Origin of the sequence: Nocardia jinanensis, from assembly GCF_014645735.1 — a bacterium.
Taxonomy (GTDB): Bacteria; Actinomycetota; Actinomycetes; order Mycobacteriales; family Mycobacteriaceae; genus Nocardia; species Nocardia jinanensis.
The window spans coordinates 12,924-30,317 of the sequence record NZ_BMMH01000027.1 but is presented as its reverse complement, the minus strand read 5'-3'; the positions used below and the strand labels follow the sequence as shown (position 1 = coordinate 30,317).

The window sequence follows — 17,394 nt, the reverse complement described above, 5'->3', positions numbered from 1 at the left end:
GACACGACCGGCAGCGTCGTCATTCGGTCCAACATGGCGACAAGTAGGACAACTTATTCGACGAACCGCACTGCGTGGGTTGTCGGTGGGCGGCTGCGTTAGGACCCGGCCCGAACCCTCGAGCCGATCCGGATGAGCCGCGTGCTCTCCAGCCCCAGGTCCAAGCACGCCTCCAGGCGATCTCTACTCGGACCCGCGAGACGCCGCTGATTGAAGATCGTCATGGTTTCGCGCATAAGGGCTTCGGAATCGAGTTCACGACCGGCGCAGGTCGCATGCATCGCGTTCACTATCTCCTCCGGGGCGATATCGTTCAGCGGTCGCACAAGCCCTTCGGGAGTGGCGCGGTACCCTTTCCACATCCCGGGAGCAATCTGGTGCGGCCACACGAACACGCCCAAGTGACCGCGGGAGATCAGCTCAGCAGGAACACATTCGGCAACGAAATCCTTGCGCGCGGCCGCGACTCGATCGAAGCCGAAACGCCTGCCCACGTCACGGGCCAATCTTTCCAGTGCAATCGGCCCTTCGATTTCCACTGTTTCCCGCACAGCGGCGGTGATGATGCGCCGCACTGTCGGTGACTGTGTCCGGTCGAGATCCGACCGACTTCCCAGTTCCGTTGCCGGGGCGGAGATATAGGCAATGCCACGTCCGTGCCAGTCACGGTCAGCGGGCGCGGCTTCGAGGACGGATCCTGCGTCTATGTCGATCGAGTCCGAGGACACCGCACTCGCCAACTGTCTGGCTCCAGTAGAAAGCTCCTGCATCTCCGGGGCGGCGACTGCCGATTCCTGAATGTCCCGGTTGGTATCGAAATCGGCGATGATCTCTTCGAACGCAATGTCGTCAGGTGTGTTCTTTTCGATTTCGGCAATCTGTGCGGCGCGAACCTCAGCGGCCGCAGCGAGTTGCTTCTCGAATTCGCGTCGACGCGCGCGGGCCGCTTCGACGGCCAGGTCGATACGTGCGAGGACCGCGGCTCGGTTGTCGATCCAATCGGGAAGCCACACCCTCAGCGACGAACCCCAGTGCATCATCGATTCGAGCAGACGCGGCGTCAGGTCGCGGTCGGCGACAGTGGACCGGCTCGCCCACTGCGGACCGTCGAGCATCACCGCGACCTGCCAATGGTGACAACCCGGCTCGCGAACGACGATATCCAGCACGAACTCGGAGAGGCCGTAGTTGACTTCGGTTTCGTAGCCGCGTTCCTGGAGGGCCGCGCGCAGATCCTTCTGGATCGGATTCACCCCTGCACCGATTCGTGAGTGTTCGCCGATCCTCGATCCGTGCGCTGCCGTCTCCAGGTAGCCACGCAAATGGGCCATACCCACGGATGTGGTCCGCGATAGGTCGATATCGGATGGGTCGAATGAGGTGAAGACGACTACTTTGCGGCGTGCCCTGGTAATCGCGACATTGAAGCGCTTCTCGCCTCCGGACCGGCTGAGCGGACCGAAGTTGAGCGGTAGCTGGGTTTCGCCGGGTTTGGCGGAGAACGCGGTGGTGAACAGGATGACGTCGCGCTCATCACCCTGCACATTCTCCAGGTTCTTGACGAAGATGCCCTCTTCGGCGTCGGGCCGCATCTGCTCGCGTACCAGCGGGTCGGAGCATTCTTCGAGAAGGTCCTGGACGAGGTCGCGCTGCGGCGCATTGAATGTTACGACGCCGATGCTCTGACCGGCCAGATGCGGTGTGGTGAGTCGAGTCCGGATCTCCTCGACCACGGCCTCGGCTTCGACCCGGTTCGTGCGGAGATCGGCACGGTTTTCACGGTTGAAATAGCCGCCGTCGACGCGGCGCCATTCGATACCGGCGGTGAGATCGCCTCCAGGGGAGGGCAGGCTGGCCAGCCGGCCCTCGTAGTACTTCTGATTGGAGAAGTTGATGAGCGTCTCGTCCTGGCTGCGGTAGTGCCAGGAAAGCCACAACCGTGGGACACCGGACTCGACACATTCGGTCAGGATGCTGTCGAGATCCTCCGGCGCCAGTCCGCCGTCCTCATCGGCGTCGTCGTCGTCCGTGGTGCTGACCTGACCGAACGAGGTCGGGGGCATCTGCTGCGAATCGCCGACGATGACGGCTGTTCGGCCACGTCCGAGTGCGCCGATCGCCTGTGCCACGGTTACCTGGGATGCCTCGTCGAATACGACGATGTCGAACGTCGCCGAGCCGGGTGGGATGAATTGTGCGAGCGAAGCGGGGCTGACGAAAACACAAGGGGTGGCAGCCAGAATGTGCTCGGCGTATTTGTTCATCAGCTGCCGGACGCTGACACCACCACGTTTTCGGTCGAGCGATCGCCGCAATTCCCCGACGGCACCCGTGAGCGAACCGGCCCGGAAAGGGCGTCGTGCGAGAAGCGCGGCGGGTAGTGCGGAGGCTTGCTCAGTGCGTAAGGAGTCGGCCGCGCGCACGAAATCCTCTATCTCACCGTCACGCAGATTCGAATCGAAATTCGTCACACCTGTCGAGCGGCGGCGTTCGGCAAGCGAGGTAGCTGCGGTTCCGCGAATGAACGCTCCTGTTGCGTCGGCGGCGTGGATCCGGCCGGCGAGGAGCATCGCGACGAACTCGTCGAGCCCGGCACGCCGCAGCGGGGTCAAAAATCCCGACATTCGGGACCATCCGATAATGCGCTGCGCCCGGAAGCTCTCCGCATCCTCGATAAGCTCGGAACGAGTGCGTTCCCACGCGGTGAGCCAATGGTCCCCGGCACACCACCGCTCCATCTCGTCGGCAGAGGTCCCCAAGTTCGTGCGAATCCAGTCCCACGCTGCACCCAGTTCCGCGAGTAGGCGTACCTCGTTCTCCAGGGGAGTTTTGAAGGATTCGAGCAGTCTCCACTCTGCCGGGTTTTCGTCAGCGAACCGGAGCGTCTCCGCGACATAAGCGAAAGTGGGCTTCAGTTGGGCGGCGGCGTCGGGGTGCAGCGGGTTCCAATAGTGTGGTGCGAAAGGGCCGAGAAGGTTTCGCGCGAGCGCTTGCACCCGAGAGATTCGTTCACGCACGCCAGGTATCGCGCGGAGCAGTGGAAGGGCAGCGGCCGGGTCGAGACCTGCGCCGGGCTGGGCGAACGGGGACATATTCCGTTGGAACCGGTCCGCTTTCTTCTTTCTGTTGAGCAGACCCTTCCCGCTCTCCTCGGCTTCTGCGATGAACGCGGGTATGTCACCGGACTCGACAAATGCGGGGACGAACTTCCCCAGAAGCGGAGCGCAATCCTGATGCAGCCGCGCAACTTCGGCAAGTAGCGCCTCCCGCAGGGTTGCGAACTTGTGATCGCGCATCCATGCCTGCGTCACCGCATCAGGAACGGGCCGGCCCTGTTGCCGAGCTGCTGCGGGCACCAAGGCATTGATACGTTCGGGGTGGTCGACGTGCCCCAACAAAGGCCAGACCCGCTCGCTCGCTCGGGCGGCGCGGAGCGCCAGGTCGAATCGGCGTAGTGCCGCCGAGATCTGGTCGGGGCCGATCCCGGCGCTGATCGATCCGGCAATCGACCACGGAACGCCCGCACGGAATTCCAGGGAACGGGCGGCTCGGGAGAACTGATCGAGCGAGTCCCTTATCTCGGTCCAATTTTCCCGGGGGCGGGCGACATACGCTGTCGGGATGGGTGCGACGGGTCCGTCGCCGCTCTCCAAGATTTCCTCGTACGCGCTCCAGAGGCAACGCTCTACGCCGTTGCGCTCATGGATCGTGGCCGGATAGTCCGCCAGCGGAACCAGCCTTTTCCGGTATTCCGCGAGTCGAACGTCCCACGCGCGGTCGTTGTAGTAGAGCGAACAGTCGATGGCAGCTTTGAGCTGATCACGGATAGCGTTCGGCCGTTGTCCTTTTCCGTGCAAGTCGAGGGTGAAATTCTGCAGGCCGATGGTGTCGAGCCGTTTCTTCACGACATCGAGAGCCGCCTGCTTCTCCGCAACGAAGAGAACGGTCTTGCCGAGGCGCAATGCGTGCGCAATCAGGTTGGTAATCGTCTGGGATTTCCCCGTACCGGGCGGGCCTTCGAGGACGAAGGTGCGCCTTTCCGCAGCGAGAGCGATTGCCCGCAGTTGTGAGCCGTCGGCCGGAATAGGGACAACGACGGCTCCCTCGTCGACGTCGACGTGATCGAGTCCGGAATCACCGTCGCTGTGCGGATCGCGGAACGATTGTCCGGCGTGATGCGTCAGATGCCGGACGATAGGGCTCTGCTCCAGAGTCTCCCATCTGTCGTTGAGGTCCCGCCACATTCCGAACGTGCCGAACTGGCAGATGGCCAGCGTCGCGACCTCGTCGATACGAAGATCGATATTGTTTTCGACGAGAGCTCCGCGGATCTCCCGGAACGTATGGACGATATCCAGCCCGCTATCGTCGAGCTTCGGCGCTTCGAGCGCCTCGATCGAAACATTGTGCTTCAGGCGCAGCCATTCGACGAGACAGTGGTTCGGTGTCGCTACCTCGGTGGTGTCCACCGCGATCTGGAACGGTGCGCGGCCTGTACCACCGGTGAGCCGCACCGGAAGCAGGAACAGGGGAGCCCTCGCCTCGGCGCCGGTAGACGTGTGGTGAACGAGCACCCCGAGTGTCAAGTAGAGGTTGGAGCTACCGGTTTCCTCGAGCAGCGTCCGTGCGGTGCGGGAAAGCTCCTTGAAACGGCGTGCGTACGTATCGCGAGAGACGGCCGCGTACAACTTGTGTTCATCCGACAGGAGGGTCCTGAGCTCGTCCGGATCTATTTCGGCCGCGCGGCGTGCTCCTCGAAGCTGATGGATCGAGGAGAGATCGTCGTGTGGGGTCACCGTGATCGCAGTTCCGGCATGGACGAGGTCGTCGAGGACTGGTAGCCCTCCCCTCGGTACGTTGAGGTCGATGACCTGACGCGACGGCTTGAGGTTGAGCAAGCGATTGCGCGTGCTCAGGTCGAGGAGCGCGCGCTTCCATTTCCGGACCCGGGCTGGAGCGTGATCGGCCACTTCCAGCACATCGTCGTTGCTGCGTTGATTCTGCAGCTCCTCCGGGAGTTCGAGAGCGATGCTCCGGAGATTCGCTGACTCGGAGTGGGTAACAGGGGCGATATCGTCGGTGCTCGGAATCGGGCGTACGCCGCTCTTCCGCGCCGCCGCGATGCCGATAACGCCCCCGAGGGTCTCCGGACTGCTGAAATGTCGCCTGGCGCTCGCGATCGCGCCCTTGAAATCGCCATGCGGCGATTGGTCGTAGAACACCGCTTCGACAGGCACGGCAATGCCGGATTCGATGAGGTTGACGAGGGCGTTCTGCTCGGTCAGGGACGGATGGGCCAGATTCACCTCATTGCGGAGGAAACCACCGAATGCGTGGCCCTCGACCAGCCACACCAGTGGGCGCAGGCCAGCGGCTTCCAAACACGCCGCATAGGTCACGGAAAGGTCGATACAGGTGCCGAACCTCTGCTCCAGCACCTGGGCGGTCGTGCGAATCTTCTGACCGGTGTCCTCGAACGAGGCCGGCGGGTTGATGTATCGGATCTGCCGTGTACGCAGTGCCTCGTAAATGGCGGCAGCGATGAAGGCGGCACGTTCGGGGCTGTCTTGATACCCGCTGATCGAGGAGTTACCTGTTTGCGATCGAAGGAGTTCGGCAGCATCGCTCAGCACGGAATGGACCGCATTGGTGTTCGGCTGCACGAACGCCGCCAGCGAATCGTAGAATATCGGAGCGTTGAACCACTCATTGTGTGCGAGGACCTTGATCGGCACCGTGAGGTGAACCTCCGGACCCCACAGGCGAGAGATCGTGACACTCAACGTTGCGGGATGGGATTCGTTCAGATCGCTCAGGCACGAGGTCGACGGGGCGAAGTCGGAAAAATCGTCCCAGAACACGTCGTCGGCAGCTCCGAGATTGCCGTCGTGGGTTCGAGTCCAGGGCTGCGCGAGTTCTGCACCGTTGCCATGGATTCGGACCGTCACTGTGACATCTACTGAGGGCGAGTCCGAAGTATTCGTAACGCGAAGCCCAGCGATCAAGGGAACGCCGTTGTGCACGAGTGCGAGGTTGATCGCGGGTTGGGTCAGCACCTGTACAGTGAGCCCCTGCTCTACTGCCGTGGTGTCTTCCCATAGCGGCACCTGCGTCACATCTGCCTCCACCCTTTTGCGCATCGCTCATTGTGTCCCATGCCCGCGTGGGGCTCGTATGTCGAGCTCTGCTCTGGACATCGGTGAAGATCAATAGACGTTACTGACTGCCGGCTCGCGCGATTGCCGCAGTTGCGGGCTGTGTTCGTGTTCGGGCGGTTTCCTGCGCTGGGGTGGAGTTTCTTTTGGCAGTCCTTCTCCAAAACGGCAATCAGTCCGAGGTATTTCGGGCATCGCAGCACCGGGCCGAGTGGTTATCGCGGCACGGCGGAGCAGCAGAAAATTTGGCAGCAAAGGCTTTTCGATGCGATGGTCCAGGCTGGAAGAGCCATCAAAGCATGATGAGGCGCTGCGGAGACACCTCACCGTAGGTCCTCGAGCAGGGTGTTGATCACGGACTCTTCGTGTACCGCGACGCCTACTCGGTCCATTGCCTGGGACAGTTCCGGGTCCCAGGTCGTGGGTATGGGCGAGCCCGAGAGCGGAAGCCGGGTTGTCCCGCGGGCCGCCGCTTCGAGGTAATCGGTCGCGCTCATCCGCCACAGCCCGGCTCCGGCCGCGTGCAGGCGGGCCGCGATGCTGATACCCGGCCAGTCGAAGTCCCCGTGGTACCGCAGATTCACCCGCCCGGCCAGGACCGATCCCGCTGATGACGGGTTGCCACTGAAACAGATGAGAGTCCGACCCACGCCCGCCTCGGCGGCGCGCTGGAGGACCTGGGGGTTCTCGCAGGCCGCCACGGTGGTACCGGGCAGGGTCAGCAAGGCATCGGTGGACGACAGTTCGGCGAGAGTCAGGTGGGTGACGAGGCCGAGGTCGGCCCGCGTTCGCATCATGACCGACCATGCGTCCGCGCCGGGAGGTCGCAGTCCCCAGGTGAGGACCGTGCTCGAGATCGTGTCCACGGTGATGCCGGCAAGCCGCCACAGGTTGATCCGGTCGCGTGCGGTAGTGGGTTCCGGGTGGTCGAATGCGAAACAGAGCGCCCGGAGGGCCAGGCGACCCGCGAGTGTGTCCTTGTCGAGTGCGTGGGCGTTGCCGGCGACCGCGGTCGCCAATTCCCCGAGGATGCGCTGGGGTGGGTCGGACAACAGGGCGAGGGCGAGAGCGTGGGCGGCTGTGTCGAATTCCTGCCGGGCCGTCGTCACGGACCTGATCAGCAGACCGGTGCTGTGTAGCCATTCGATCCAGGGACGGACCCACGGGGTCGACGAGAGTCCACGGTCGTGGATCGTCTGTTCGACGTCCGCCCACAGGGCGCTGACCGCCTGCCGGCGCCCCAGGCGTTCCGAGGGGCGGTCCCGGAGTGGCCCGCCGGTGAGCTCGGCCAGGACGGGGACCAGGCCCCGGCCTGCGGAACTGCGCAGCAGGGCGGCATCCAGATCGCTCACCGATAGGGTGCGGATCCCCGCTAGAATAGGGCGACCCAGCAGTCCGGACAGGCGGTCCGCGGCATCGGCATTCAGATCGACCCGGACTGTTCCTGAGATTGCATGACCCGTGCGTTCGAGTCGGTTGCGCAGCGTCATCCACACGTCGAGCAGGCTCGGCGCGGAGAGGTACTCCAGCAAAGGCGCGGGAAGTGTCATCGAGGCTGCACCGAAACCAGGTAGTTGCGGTTGCGGCCGTCCCAGTGGATCCGGGTGGGCACCACGCTGCTGTCGCCGACACGGCGGATTTCATAGATGTCCAGGGCCGGGACTTCCGGCACGGTCCCCCACAGGGCATGGCCGGTCATGACGAAATCGATATCCAAGCGCACCAGCAGACCCATGAGTTCGCCTATGGCCCGTTGGTCCACCTTGGCGAACGCGTCGTCGAGCAGTACCAGCCGCAGTGCGCGTTCGGCATCAGGGAGACCGGAGAGGTAGCCGTCGGCGGCAGCGAAAAGGGTCACGTAGGAGACGAACCGCGTTTCGCCTTGGGAGATCTTGGCGCGCCGCGATATGCGCCGAACCTGCCCGGGATCCGGACCGAGAATCGTGACCTCGACGGAATGCCACGAACGGTAGTCCAGGGCTTCGCGCAGATGAGCGGTGTATCCGCTGGACGCGTCGGTAGTGTGTAAGCGCTGCACACGTTCACGGACCAGTCCGACGAGTTCCTCGCTGTCCTGCTCGGAACGAACCTGGTCGGCAATACCCACAAGCTGCATCAGGCGTTGGAGTTCCGAGTCGCCGCTGTCGAGCTCCCAGCCGATCCGGACGCCGATGCCGTGGCTGGTCCTGGTACCGGCCAGGCTGGTACTCATGGCTTGTACGAGCTGCCGGGCCTGATGCACGCGGCGGCGGAGTTCTTCGGTGACATTTCCCAGGACGAATTCGGTGAAGACCTCCCGCTCCCGTTCGGTGAGCGCGTGGCGGCCGACTTCGACCCGGTTCTCCAGATAGGCGAGAACTGCGGGAAGGTCGTGATAATTTTCGGCGCCTTCGAGGCGGATGAGATGCACTCCGTGTTCGATGTGGTGCAATACCTCGAGATGGCCGGAGGTGTCGGCGCCGAATTTGGTGAGCGCGGTGAGCAGCCGGTTCACGTCGTGGGCTTTGGTACTGCGCAGCGCCCGGAGCACCTCCTCGGCGGTGCGCCGGGCAGCGGCCGGATCGGTGACATCCTGGATCGGTTTCAGCGGTTGTGGAGTGGCCGATGCCCGCAGACCGGGTAGATGCATGCGGTTGTTGAAGAGGTCGCCGGTCTGTCGTAGGTGCCCGGCGCTGGACCGTTCGCTGCGGTTCGCGGTCTCCAGGCGCACCTTTGTCGTCTCCGCTTCGGTTTTCCTGCTCTGTGCCCTGTGATCGGCTTCTTGCCGCTGCCGGTTTGTACGCTTCAGCTCGGCTTCGCTGGCCTCGATTTGCGCGGTCAGCTCCCGGAGGGGCAGTTCGAGCGCCTCGTGTAGCGCGGCGAGTTCCGTCGCCTCCCTATACCAGTCTTTTCTGGCGGATTCGGCGGTGGCCTCATCGTCGGTGCGGCGTTTGCGTTTGCTCAGATACTCCTGCCGTGCTTCCCGCGCTCGCTCCGCCACGCCGATCACCGATCCGCAGGACTGCTCGAGCTCCAGGCACACGGCTCGTGCTCGGGCGCACCGCGTCTGCACCGCACGGAGATCGTCCGCATCCGGCGGAAGTGCCATAGCGTTGCAGAGATCACGATGCTCCTTTTCGCGGCGGCTCCAGTCGGAGCGTGCGGATTCGGCGCGCCGTGCGTTATTCCAGGCTCGGTCCGCAGCGTCTTCTGCCTGCTTCCGCTGGGTGCGGGCGGTCACACGCCGTTCGACAAGCGCGCGCGACGTCGGTGCTGTGCGCAGATGGGCGTCGAGTGCTGTCCGGTGTGCACCGAGATCCCGCAAACGATCCTGGTGCGCGGTGAGGCTTTCCGCGATTCGCCCCAACCGGGCCTTGATAGCAGCGAGGTGTTCGCGGCGTGCCGCCGCACGGGCGGTCGCGCCGATGTGCTGCGCCGCGGTCGGCATATGGCGGCCCAGCAGTGCGCCGTTTCGCCAGGTGCCGTCGGGGCCGACCGAGGTCGTGGCGTGTGGATCCTGCCAACCGATGCTCGCCAACACGCGCTGGACCGCTGTGGCGTGTTCTGCCGCGGAAGGATCCGGTCGCAGCGCCTCGGATAACGGCGAACCGACCGGAACGGTCGCCGCGCGCAGCAGGGCTTCGCCGTCTACGGAGCGCAAGTCGCCATTTCCGTCCAGCGTCGCGGTCAACAGTCCGGAGGCCAGGAGGGCGCCCTCGATACCGGCCCGGTCGGCATCCGGCACGCCCGGCTGGAAATCGATGACCCGCCACAGCGGGACACCGCTGGTAGGCGCCTGCCAGGGTGCGGCCGGAGGTTCCGGATCCTGTTCGGCCTCCAGTTCGCGCTGCCGGACGGTCAATTCGGCGGCGGTGTCCCTTTCTGCCCTGATCTCATCGTTGATCTGGGAGACATCGACGGCCAGCCGATCAACGACCGGCGTGGCCAATCGGGTGGCAAGCCGATCGAGGTCGTCGAGCAGCAGATCGGTACTGGGGTCGTCACCGCACAGGATTTCGACATCGCTGTCCAGAGCCTCGATCGCCGAATGGGATCGATCGATTTCTACAAGGAGAGTTTCGGTGGTGCCGGAATCCAACCAGGCGCGCCAGCCCCGGTTCAGAGCGACCCCCAGTTCGTCACGGTCGCCGGCGGCCTCCGCGGAGATGGTGTCCGCATCGTCTGCGGCTTGCTGCTTCTCGTCCGCCTCACGTTCGAGCGACTCGACTGCTGCGCGTTGCCCGGCGAGCCGCCGTGCCTCGTCCTCGCGTCGACGGGCTTTCGTCTCCCGCTCTTCGGCAGCCCGTGCGCAGTCTTGCGCCGCGGAGGCGGTGTCGTCCAACGACTCGGGGAGCATCTCGACACCTGCCGAACGAGGTCGTTCGATGGCGACCGGTGCCTGATCGAGTGAATCCTGAACAGAATCGATGACGGTGTGGTCCGGTTCCGTACGCATCTCGATCGAAATCGGTAGCCGGTTGCGGGAGATGTCTTCCACCGCGAGCCGCTCGACCGCCTGCGCGAGCAGATCGGCAGCCACGGTCACGGCCGCCTGCAGCTCGGCCACTACGTTCGTGGTGCGCGCGGCGGCGTCCGTTTCGTCGGTTCGTGCCCGATGGGCGTTTGCCAGCGCCTGCTCGGCAGAACGCTGGAGGGCAGCGACAGCAGTAGCCCGCTGGGCGAGGTCTTCGGCCTTCTTGAACAATGGCGCCGTACGCAGACCATCGATGGAGGTGCGCAACTCCTCGACGGCATCCTCCAACTCGGCTGCCCTGGTGGTTGCGGCAGCGTGGTCGCTATGGGCCCTGTTCAGCTGGTCGGTGAGATCTCGGCGTTCCTCGCGTGCGGATTCGAGTTCTCCGGCCGCGTCTCGCAGCACCGTGGCGCTCTGGACCAACACCCCGGCGGCATACGCGCTGTACACAGCATGGAAACGCTGGACATGGCCGAGCGTTTCGACCAGTTTCTCCTGTGCCGCGCGAGTCTCGGTGAGTCCGTCGAGGCGGTTACCGGTCTGTTCGAGTGTGTGCTCACTGAGCGGCGGTAGTGCGTCCGACAGGATCTGCGGCAGTTTGCCCTCGTCGATCCTGTTACCCACATCGGGAGAGCGCAGAGTGTGCAGGAGCTGTACGAGACCGGTGAACCTGTCGCGACCTGTCTCGCCGTGCAGCCCGAATACTCTGGTACGGACGACTTCACGATGCTGCTCGGCATCGGTGAGACTCTGCTGCCCGATTCGTTCGGCAAGCCGACCCCGGGGCAGCGGATCCCGGTTGGCGTCGAGCAGCGGTAGCTCCTCACCGACCCGCAGCCCGGTGGTGAAGAACCGGACTTCGGACCGGTGCGCCGAGGCGCTGTATTTGATGTGGGCGCCGAGAGTCAGGTGTTCCCCGGGACGGGCCAGTTCCACCCACAGATAGCCGATTCGGTTGGTCTGGCCACGAGCACCGGTGCGCATCAATTCGTCGAGGCTCACCTTCTGCGAGCCGGTGGCGTCCATCCGCCTGCGATCGGCATCCAGTAGGAAGGGCAGCAGCATCTCCAGGGCACGAGACTTCCCGGAGCCGTTGGCGCCGCGCAGAATCAGCCTGCCACCGGAGATGATGAATTCGTTGTCGAGATAGTGCCAGACATTGACCACACCGGCGCGGGTCAACCGCCAGCGCTGATCGAAATGTTTAACGGTTTCCGCGGTCACGACCGGCCTCTCTCTTCATCGAAGGAATCCAAGGTCAACTGGCTGTGCTGCGCTACCGCCCGGGGCCGGTAGCGGAAGGCGGGCCCGAGCAAGCGGACCCCGGAATCGCTGATTTCGATGAGCCGCAGCGATACCAGAAGGGCGACGACATCGTCGCGCAGCCGTTCAGGGGCGTCGCCGTATTCGGATTTCCATACTCTTCGGTTTTGATCCAGCAGTTCTCCCAGTCTGTCTTCGACTACTGCCCAGGGGAATTCCGGCGCGGCCGACTGCGACTGCTCCGCCCGATCTGCTAGGGCACCGACGAGCAGAAGACCGGCCTGCTTCACGCTGCCCGCACCGGGAAACTCGATATCGCTGAGCGTTTCGGCCGGATCGTAGGCCAGAGCGCCCTCGGCCCGGACTTCCAGGACGAGCCCGAAATTGTCGTTGAGAAGCCGGCTGAGTTCGGTGCGCTCCCTCGACAGCACATCCAGTTCTTCGGGACTCAAATCGCGGCGCAGTACAACTGGATCCTCGGCGAGCCGACGGCGCAGGCGGCGCCTGGGTGCCCCGGCTTCCGGCGCCAGGATGCTGTCATCGGTTGCTCCGGGACCGATCGACCGAACCAGCAGATGTGGCAGTAGCGGTCGGCAGATCGTCAACAGCGCTTCGTCTGCGCCGGTGTCGCCCCAGCGGCCGATGGTACCGTCGGTCTCGGTGAGCACTCCCCAATCGATCAGCACGGACAGCGCCGCTACGAGCCGCCGGCGCTGTGGGAGGTCGTCCGGGACGCTGATCCCTTGCTCCGCAGCGTCGGAGCGGATCTGGGCGACGAGCTGGGAGATGAGGATCTGCTCACCGACCCCTGGGGCCAGCAGTGCCGCGCACGCGAGTGCGACCAAGGTGTAGGTCGGCGCGCCCAGCGGAGTACCGTTGCGCCGCGCGAGGGTCCTTGCGGGTGAGCTGGGTTCGGGCGGCAGTTTGACCAGTCGCGCGAAACCGGACTCCGCGATCAGGTGGTATCCGAGTTGCGTACTGAACATCGTACGGAGCGCGGTCACATGACGACGGACCAGGGCGATAGTCTCCGGACGGCGAGTTGCGGTGATGACCGGTGTCGTCAGTAGCGCTCTGGCCGCCTCGCGCAGACCGGCCGCATCTTGTGAGCGCGTGCCCAGGGAGCGGCGTCCGGAGTCGCGGCTCATAGGGCATCGGGGAGCGCGGCGAGCGAGCTGTCGATAGAGCGGATACTGAGGGTGTAGCCCTCGACGGTGAGGGTCCCGTCATGGGAATCGATCCGGGTGCGGCGACCTCGGGTGGCTTCGAGCGCAAGGCCGAGATCGTAATCGACGATGACCGCGTCGGCATCGTGATCGGTCGTCAGTAGCCGACCGAGCTGTTCCAGAAGGACTCCACGCGCCGCGGGTGACAGCCGGGCTCCATCCAGAGCGCCACACGCGGCGAGTTCGGCCGCGGCTTCGCGCAGGCGCTGTGCCTCCGCACGAGCCGCGGCCTCGACCATCCTGCGATCGGTGGCGGTGTCCGGCACCCGAGAGGAGCGACCCTTCGCGACACGATTACCGCGTTCCCGCAGGGACACCGGAACATCGATGGGGTCGGCCACCATCCACGATGTCGTCGGCGTGATCTGTGGGTCCGGCTCTTCGGGACCCAACCCGAGGTGCCGGGCGGGCCAGGCCCCGAAGCCGGCGGTGAACAGCCGATCCGCTTCGGCGTCCGACGCCCGGGCGAGCCGCCCGGCCAGGCGCAGCAGGTCCGCCCGCCGCGAATACCCGGTCCGGGAGGAATCGAGAATCCGTTTCGCGTTGGCGATCAGCTGTCCGAGTGCCTGGCCGGCGGCTGCCCGTAGCTGTCCCGGACCGGATTCCTCACCCGAATACCATTGATACAGCTGCTCCCAATCCGATCGCGCGCGCCCCGCCGAGCGTTCGACTGCTATATCGTCGCCCAACTGTAAGCCGGGCAGTGCATCCAGGACGGGAAGCAACCGGTCGAGAACTGCGAGAACCTGGTTCAACGCCTCGGCGATAAGCGGAGCGTGCTTGTTCACATCGGCATTGATGAGATCGACATAGTCCAGCAGCAGCGACTTGAACTGTGCATACTCCTCACCCCCGAGATCGAACCGGGTCAGCACGCCGGACAGGTATGCATAGAAATCGGTGACGCTATCGGTGAACAACCGCTGATTGTTGAACACTGTGGTGACGGTTCCCGCGAGGCGTTCACCGCGTTCACCCTCGATGCCGGCATCCAGGAGCTTGGGAATGTCCGCGAGCGCGTGGGCGATCTGCCCGAGCAGTTCGCGCGCAACCTCGCGCGCGCCGTCGGCAGCCGACATGATCTCGAGCGCCCCGCGGTGCACGCGCCCGCCCAAGCTCGAAACCTGGTACCGCGAACGAGCTCGCAGGTAGTCCGCAACAGTGGTGACTCGGGTATCCCGCAATGAGGGCACCAGATTTCCCCAGCGCACGAGCTGCTTGCAGCGAGTTTCGGTGGTATCGGCCGCGAGTGGGGTACCGGCCGCGGTGAGCAGTTCGGCGGCGGTTGCGGCGGACATATCGGCAAGCAGGGAAGACGTGAAATGCGACATGATCGCGATGTATTCGTCGCGTTCGTCCGCGGTCAGGTAGCGGAACAGGTCCAGATGGGCCGGTTCGCGGGTCGATTCCCCCATATCGCGTCCTTCGCTCGCGCTTGCCTGCCTCAACGTTAGATGACGATCCGGTGGCTCAGCAGGGCTCCGCAACTCGGACCGTCAACTACCCCGTATCAGGGTGCGGTTGCTGCGGCGAGCGGGCGGTGGGCGGTATTCCGACCGAAACAGTGACGGTACGGTCCGGTGCCCGAGCATGGATCACCGCGGCGGGCGGATTCTGTCGAAGAACTCGAGGGGCGAATTGTGGTATCGGGGCGGTGAACGGGACGAACGCCCGCATTCTGTTGTGGAGTGCGGGCCGTCCTCGTGCATGACGGCCCGCTCGAGTCATGGGTCGGCAGCCGCGTTCTTCCCGGTTTTCGGAGGCTTGTGCATCTCTCGCCGAGATACACCGTTGTTCGTGCAGCCCCTGGCATCGAACTCGAGGGTCACACGAGAGCCGCCGACCGCAGCCGAGCGATGATGCCGTCGAGGTCGAGGGCGAACATCTCGGGCCGGAAGACGTGACCGCCGGGGACCTCGTGAAATTCATGCGGGATGCCGGCATCGGTGAGACGTGCGCGGAACTCCCGCTGCCCGGCGAGCACCTGGGTCTCGTTCACGCTGTCGAACCAGTTGACCGGATCCGGGCTGGTGCCGGCGACCAGGAAGATCCGCTTGTTCTGGTAGCTGCCGATACGCTCGACCGGGTTGTCGGCGCTGACCCTGGCCTGGTTCCAGAACGGCGCGCCGTAGACCGTGCCGCCGCCCAAGTCCGAGACCGCCGAGGACACGTTCGCCCAGTGCACGACCAGGCCGAAATCGCGACGCAGACTCGCCGGACCGGAATGGCTGCTGACCGAGGCGAAGTGGCCGTAGTACTTGGCTGTGTATTTCAGCGCACCGAAGCCACCCATCGAGAACCCGGCGACGGCGCGGCCGTCGTACTCGGCGTAGGTCCGGAAATTCGCTTCGATCCAGGGGCGCAGCTGGGCGATATGGAACGTCTCCCAGTTGCGCGGGCCGACGAACGAGCTGACCGGGTTGGAGTACCAGCCCGCGCGCCCGCCGTCGGGCATCACGACGATGATCGGCTTGCCGGCGGTCAGGTCGCGGATGCCGAGGAAGTCGAACTGGCGGAAGTCCTCGCCGCCGCCGTGGAGCAGGTAGAGAACGGGGTAGGTACGTCCACTGGTGCTGTAGTCGTCGGGAAGCAGGACATTGACTCCGGGGTTCCAGCCGATCGCACTGGTCTGGAACCGGTAGTACCACATGCGAGGGTCGCTCTCGTTGCGGTCCACGATGGTCAGCCCGAACCCGTCACTGCGCCCGGCGAATACGGCGAGCACCTTCCCGGCGTCGACGCGGTCGGGATCGGTGATGTCGTTGACGGCGGCGATCAGCGGGGAAAACGAGGTGTCACCGTAGAAGCGTGATGCCAACTCCGACAGCGTGTCCCCCGCGAGGACCTTGTATCTCGTGAGTTCGGGGATGATCAGCTCTTGCCCGGTATTGATGTCATCAGGGTCGGCGATCCGGCTGGCGGCGGCGATCAGCGGAGAAAGCGAGGTGTCACCGTAGGCACGAGATGCCAAGGCCGACAGCGTGTCCCCTGCGAGAATGTTGTATCTCTCGAAGTCGGGAATGATCAACTGTTGCCCGACATCGATACCATCGGGGTCGGCGATCCCGCTGGCGGTGGCGATCAGCCGGTGTAGCTCGGCGTCACCGTAGAAGCGCAACGACAAGTCCGGCAACGTTTCCCCGGCGACAACGATATGTGTTCTGACCATGCTGTTCACCCCATCGATAGCAGATTGCTCTAGTGTCCAACGCTGGGAATTGGTTGTCCAGTACTTCAGCCATACTGGGATGTTCGTTGAAAAACGTTGGAGAAGTAGGGCCGTCCCGTACGGCCTTCGGCGCAGTCTGGTGATCCGGTGCAGTCGGGTGCCTCGCAGTCGTCTCTCTGCAGGCGCGGCGACGGTGTTGTTCGTCGGCTGATGCGAGCGCCGAGCCGGATCACGCCGTCGCTGTCGCGCAGTCCGGCGAATGGGACGAGTACATCCGTGCCGAAGCGGCCTTCGGGCCGGTGGCGGGATCCGGGGCCGAGTTCAGTGACGACCCTCTGGTGGAGATGTCCGCCGGATCTTCGACATTATGCGGGCGACGAGTTCGTCGAGGCGGTCTCGGTGCGCGCCCGCCCAGTAGACGTGGTCGCAACCGGTGCAGCGGCGGAAGCTGTCGTGATAGCGCCGGGTGAGGGGAGGAAGCCGGTCGATCACGTCGGCTTTCGCTACGTCTGCGAGGGGTGCGCCGCAGCGGAGGCAGCGGGTGAGCGGGGCCAGGCAATTTGCGAGATCGAGCCGGTCGATCACCTCTACGGCCTGATCGGCCGGGAGGTCGGCGTGCACGAAGAGGCCGTGGGTGACGATACGACGGGCGAGCAGACCGCGATCCCTGGTCAGCAGGATGCGGTGGTCGTTCCCGGCGATTTCGGCGAGTTGTACGTCCGCGGCGTCGAATTCGCAGCGGACGTCGAGGCCCATCAGCCGCAGCAGACGAGCCGCACCGCCGAGATTGACGTCGACGAGTAAGCGCGGTTCGCGCAGCGGGTGCGGGCGCACCCGGGTCAGGGCGGCGATATCGAGACTTTCGAACACCGGGTATACCGCGAGCCGATCGCCCGGGCCGGGGTGGTGTCCGAAGCCGACCGATTCCCCGTTCACCAGCAGTAGGTCGATTTCGGTGTGCGGGATACCGGCCGCCTCGATGACATCCTTCACGGTCTGATGGGACCGTACCGACCGCCGCAGCACCGAGAACCGGGACCGCGGGGGCAGGAAATCGTTCAGTTCGGCGTACACGCGTAGTTCGAGGCTGTCGTGGCCCGCGGCGATATCGCCGGTGTGCGTCTCCAT

At 64.6% G+C, this 17,394-nt stretch carries 7 protein-coding genes; all 7 read right to left on the bottom strand.

The window, feature by feature from the left end; genetic code table 11:
- Nucleotides 1-98: 98 nt before the first annotated feature.
- The 7 genes from proA to IEY68_RS31590 all read right to left on the bottom strand — a co-directional run bounded on the left by proA (nucleotide 99) and on the right by IEY68_RS31590 (nucleotide 17,394).
- Nucleotides 99-6,140 carry an anti-phage protein ProA gene (proA, locus tag IEY68_RS31620; RefSeq protein ID WP_063000553.1) on the bottom strand — a complete coding sequence of 2,014 codons (6,042 nt, stop codon included), beginning with the start codon at nucleotides 6,138-6,140 and terminating at the stop codon, nucleotides 99-101.
- Between the two features lie 338 nt (nucleotides 6,141-6,478).
- On the bottom strand, nucleotides 6,479-7,705 hold the full coding sequence (locus IEY68_RS31615) for a TIGR02679 family protein (RefSeq protein ID WP_063916459.1): 1,227 nt from the start codon (nucleotides 7,703-7,705) through the stop codon (nucleotides 6,479-6,481).
- Entirely contained in the window at nucleotides 7,702-11,832 is a 4,131-nt protein-coding gene (locus IEY68_RS31610; RefSeq protein ID WP_063000557.1) for a TIGR02680 family protein, read from the bottom strand. Before IEY68_RS31610 ends, IEY68_RS31615 begins: the two co-directional genes overlap by 4 nt.
- Complete coding sequence (locus IEY68_RS31605; RefSeq protein WP_063000559.1) at nucleotides 11,829-13,019, bottom strand: TIGR02678 family protein; 1,191 nt, start codon at nucleotides 13,017-13,019, stop codon at nucleotides 11,829-11,831. The genes IEY68_RS31610 and IEY68_RS31605 overlap by 4 nt, the downstream gene beginning before the upstream one ends.
- On the bottom strand, nucleotides 13,016-14,512 hold the full coding sequence (locus tag IEY68_RS31600) for a DUF2397 domain-containing protein (RefSeq protein WP_063000561.1): 1,497 nt from the start codon (nucleotides 14,510-14,512) through the stop codon (nucleotides 13,016-13,018). Before IEY68_RS31600 ends, IEY68_RS31605 begins: the two co-directional genes overlap by 4 nt.
- A gap of 410 nt (nucleotides 14,513-14,922) precedes the next feature.
- Nucleotides 14,923-16,266: an alpha/beta hydrolase-fold protein gene (locus IEY68_RS31595; protein ID WP_063000563.1), complete on the bottom strand. Its 1,344-nt coding sequence runs from the start codon at nucleotides 16,264-16,266 to the stop codon at nucleotides 14,923-14,925.
- 321 nt (nucleotides 16,267-16,587) lie between these two features.
- Complete coding sequence (locus IEY68_RS31590; protein ID WP_063000565.1) at nucleotides 16,588-17,394, bottom strand: Mut7-C RNAse domain-containing protein; 807 nt, start codon at nucleotides 17,392-17,394, stop codon at nucleotides 16,588-16,590.